Raw genomic sequence first — 4360 nt, 5'->3', positions numbered from 1 at the left:
ATATTCATGCAGGCGTCGGCGGTCTCTACTACCGAGGCACTTTGGGAAAGCGCAGCGCCAAGCAGACGCTGCAACTGTCTGAATTCCCATCTGGGCCAAAGCCCCATCCAACATCCTCACCCGTGGAATATGTCAGCGGTGGCGTCGTGATGAGAGAAATCGAGTCCGCCGATGTGATCGAGATGCGTGATGAGACATTTGCCAATGTGCTTGATGAAATCAATGCGAGGCAATCGCAGACGCGAATGTCGCTCATCCTGGCCGTGCTGTTTGGGATCGCCGGATTGATCGCAGGCGCAATGCTGGGAGGTGGGGTGGCGCTGATCGGTATTGCTGCCTTTTTGCCGGGCATGCTTATTGGCAACTGGTTGGACAGCTACCGCCGGGTGAGCGTGCTCTACTATGATTTGGAGCAGGACGCGGAGGCGGCCTACGGGCGACTTGTCGCCGCCTTTGACACGCTCACACGCTGCGCGGCGAGTTGGCATGTCGCGGCTGGTGGCAAGATAGAGGATCTGACGACTTGGAAGCGCAATGCGGGAGCCACGATGTTGGTCGATAAAAAGTCGACGACGCTCCAAGCTTCCTTGCCGACGGTTGTTCGCAGCAATGTCACACCACCGTCGATACACGTCGGCCGGCAAATCCTTTATTTCATGCCAGACATGATTTTGGTGAAGGACGGAAACCAGTACGGTGCCGTTGGGTATGGAGACCTCAGGACGCAATTTGCCCCCAGCAATTTTATTGAGACCGGCAAAGTTCCATCTGATGCTGAGATCGTGAGCTATACCTGGGCTCATCCCAATAAGAATGGCGGACCCGACAAACGCTTCAGAGATAATCGGCAGATCCCTGTCTGTCGCTACGAAGCCTTGCGGTTTTCTAGCCCATCCGGGCTCAACGAGCTGGTGGAATTTTCCAAGACAAACGTCAGCCAGCCCTTTTGCCAGGCTCTATTGGCACTCGCGCAAATGCACCGAAACGCTGGTGGCCAGTCCGGCTTGCTGAAAGCGCGCTAAGGAATTGGCTTGGTCAGCAAATGCCTTCGCACGGAATTCCGTCGCCGTCCCGGTCCAATTTGGGTCCCCAGCTACAGTTATTGAGATACCAGCGCGCCTCATCGCATGAGGAGATTTGCTTACAATAGCGACGCGGTTGACACGAATAGCTCTGAGCTATTTGGCGACGGCCTGTAAGGCCGTAGGATGTGTCATTACCGGGTTTATTGTTGGCTGCATGTGTTGCTCGCCAATCCCAAGGGGCTGTGAAAGTGCCAACCCAGATGCCAATCTTGGCCCTTTGGGCATCTGCCTGTTGTGACGCGTAACTACCATGGCTGTATCGAGGCCAATCCAGGGCATAACCCTGTTCGACCATCCAAGACGCAATGCTAGCACCGTCCGCCCGCTGACAATCACCAACGAAGCGGTTGTAACGATCCCACGAAACAAAGTTGCACTGGATGGGTCGGGATTGACTGAGGAAGATGTCCAGTGCTTCTGCGGATTTGCGGCCGCATGGGTATTCTTGCCCGCTTGCGTCGCTGCAGTTTTGGCTGCTTTCAGGTGCGTCGATGCCATTGAAACGAATACGCTGTCCGTGGATCTCGATCGTGTCCCCGTCAACGATGGACGCTACGCCGACGATAGGCTTCGGTTTTGACCCGAGTGCGCTTGCTGTATTGGGTCCCGCGATCTGGTTGCCCCACCCTGTAAAGTAGGAGGTGACATAAGCGCCCACTGCTAGCGTGATCACCAGGATCGCGGCTAATGATTTATGTGAAAAGAAACGCTTGCGCATAATTGAAACCCGGCCGCGTCTTGGCCGCGAGCTGCGGCGATGGGAATAGCGATCGCGATTCAATTTTCGATCCTTTGCGAAGCTGCCAAATGTTTTGCTAGCGCGTCTTTGACTTCTTGGCTGCTGCTTTCTTGGGCGCGGCTGCTGTGCGACCGAGGCCAATCGATTTTGCCAATCTGGAGCGATTGGCTGAATAGTTAGGCGCGACCATGGGGTAATCGTTGGAGAGGCCCCATTTTTGGCGATAGGCGTCGGGCGTCAGTCCAAAATGCGTGTTCAAGTGTCTCTTGAGGGACTTGAACTTTTTGCCGTCTTCGAGGCAGACGATGTAGTCTGGAGTGACTGAGCGCTTGGGGTTGACCGCGGGAACTTGGTCGGGTTTTTCCGGTTCGGACGGCTGGCCGATACGCGCTAATGACGAATTGATGCTGGCAATAAGGTCCGGCAATGAGGAGACCGGCACTGAATTCTTGCTCACATAAGCCGCAACGATATCGGCGGTAAGCTCCATCAGCGCGGTGGCCGTATTTTGGATTTCGTCAGTCACTTCATGGCTCCGGACTTCTGCAGTGAAATCCCGATCTATTACTTATCGGCTAAAAAAACCAGTAGAGGGAGGATACTAAATGCCAGGCGCTAATAGTGATGAATGTTAAAGCGCCAATCAGAATGCGGAACCACGAGAGACGGTGGATTGATTGGGCGCGGCGTTTTCTTTGTATGACCAGGAAAGCGGCTTGAGGCTCACAGGCGGATGCATTTAGATTTGGACGAGTAGGACCTACGCATGACATTTTCGAAAGACCCGCCGCCGGAGGTTAAGCCCCAGAAGGATAAGGCAAAGACTGGATCTGAATTGGACCGCGTTCCAAGTGCGGGAGCCATTCGGGTCCGCAACGGACTCTCTGTGTCAGAAAAAGACATTGTGGAGGCGGCTAAATACGGGGGCAGGGAGCGAGAATCCTCGTCGGATAGCGACTAGGCAAAGGGGGCCAAGAATGCAGGCTCTGACCCATATCACACGTCGCAATATTGGACGGTGTCCAGAAGTGATCGCAGTCGTTTCTAATTGAACACGGCTGTTTTTTCTTGCGCGAACGCTCTACGCGGGCTCTAGCTGGTTCTCCTTTCAAAGGGGATGTAAGTCTTGGACGTAAAACAGTCAGTCTTCCAAAGCGATCTCCCTCTAAAGGAGAAACTCGAGCGCGCCAGGATGGAGTTGCTCGATCTTTCCGCCCGCAATCGACTTTTGAATGTGCCGCGGTTTTCCAAGAGCGCGAAGACGATCGATATCGTCGATGAGAAGTCGTCCGAAATTTATCGATTGCTGGTGACCGAAGGAAAGGCTTTTACCTTCCTGGCCGGCAAGCCCGATAGGCCGAAAGCGGGCCAGGATGAAAGCAGCCCTCCAGACGAAGAGATCGACTATTCCCCCGTCGCTCTCGCCCAACCAGAGGACGATGGAGTCGATAACAGAGGGATATCCGCGCGGCACTCGGACACCAAGCTGCAGACGCGTATGACCCCAACTGGGCTGCAGCGGCGGCTCCTTGATCTCTACCATGATGCCCGCACACTCGAGGAAGAGCAGGGCGTCAATATCCTCTTTCTGGCCCTTGGAATGCTGAAGTGGATTGACCCGAACAACAAAGAGAACATCCGTCAGGCCCCCCTCATTTTGGTGCCGGTTCGGCTTGAGCGAGGGGCCGCTGGAGAAAAATTCCGCCTACGAGCCCGGCCGGAAGATCTTACCGCAAACCTCTCCTTGGAACTCTATCTCGACCGCATTCACAAGCTCGCTCTGCCGCGTTTTGAGGTGGGAGATGACTTCGACGTCTCGGCCTATCTCGATGCCGTTGCCGAAGCAATTTCGACCAAAGAGGGTTGGGAGGTGCTTCGCGACGATATGGTGCTCGGCTTCTTCTCGTTTGCGAAGTTCTTGATGTACCGTGATCTGGATCCGGATCTCTGGCCCGATGGCGCAAAGATTATCGAACAACCGAAGATCCGCTCGCTTCTTTCAGATGGTTTCGAAACACGCGAGCCGCTTATGTCGGACGACATAGCGATTGATCCGCACATTGCGCCCGCCGAAATGTTGCATATCGTCGACAGTGACAGTTCTCAGACACTGGCGATCCATGACGTCAGAAAAGGTCGCGACCTCGTTATCCAAGGTCCGCCTGGGACAGGAAAATCGCAGACGATCGCAAACATTATTGGGTCGGCCGTTGCCGACGGAAAGACCGTGCTGTTCGTGGCCGAAAAGATGGCAGCGCTGGAGGTCGTCAAGCGACGGCTTGACACTGCTGGGGTGGGGGACGCCTGCCTTGAGCTGCATAGTAACAAGGCGAACAAGCGCATGATGCTAGAGGAGCTGCGGCGAACCTGGCAACTCGGATCGCCCAGGGGCCAGCTTCCTTCTTCCCTAACTGATCGCTTGCTGGAGGCTCGCGATAAACTCAACGCACATGCTGCACGAATGCACGTTGCGTTCGGAGCGTCCGAACTCACTCCTTATCAGGTTCTCGGCCAGCTAACCCGACTAAGGCAGGTC

The 4360-nt window shown here is 55.1% G+C and carries 3 protein-coding genes and 1 pseudogene; 2 read left to right on the top strand and 2 right to left on the bottom strand.

Translation table 11 applies throughout. From position 1 onward, the window contains the following. A pseudogene (locus EN939_RS38135) lies at positions 1 to 1022 on the top strand (KAP family NTPase); the annotation flags it as partial. 13 nt (positions 1023 to 1035) lie between these two features. On the opposite strand, the gene EN939_RS22805 reads toward EN939_RS38135, so the two are convergent. Continuing rightward, positions 1036 to 1866 (bottom strand): thermonuclease family protein, encoded by an 831-nt coding sequence (locus EN939_RS22805; protein WP_127224212.1) that lies wholly within the window; start codon positions 1864 to 1866, stop codon positions 1036 to 1038. A 34-nt stretch (positions 1867 to 1900) separates the two neighbouring features. Beyond that, on the bottom strand, positions 1901 to 2350 hold the full coding sequence (locus tag EN939_RS22800) for a MucR family transcriptional regulator (RefSeq protein ID WP_063169425.1): 450 nt from the start codon (positions 2348 to 2350) through the stop codon (positions 1901 to 1903). A 666-nt stretch (positions 2351 to 3016) separates the two neighbouring features. On the opposite strand from EN939_RS22800, the gene EN939_RS22795 reads away from it, so the two are divergent. Next, positions 3017 to 4360, top strand: a 1344-nt coding sequence (locus EN939_RS22795; RefSeq protein WP_335930798.1) for a DUF4011 domain-containing protein, incomplete at its 3' end; no start/stop codon positions are given.

This window comes from Mesorhizobium sp. M7A.F.Ca.CA.002.05.1.1, from assembly GCF_003998335.1.
Taxonomy (GTDB): Bacteria; Pseudomonadota; Alphaproteobacteria; order Rhizobiales; family Rhizobiaceae; genus Mesorhizobium.
This window is presented reverse-complemented; position numbering and strand designations above follow the sequence as displayed.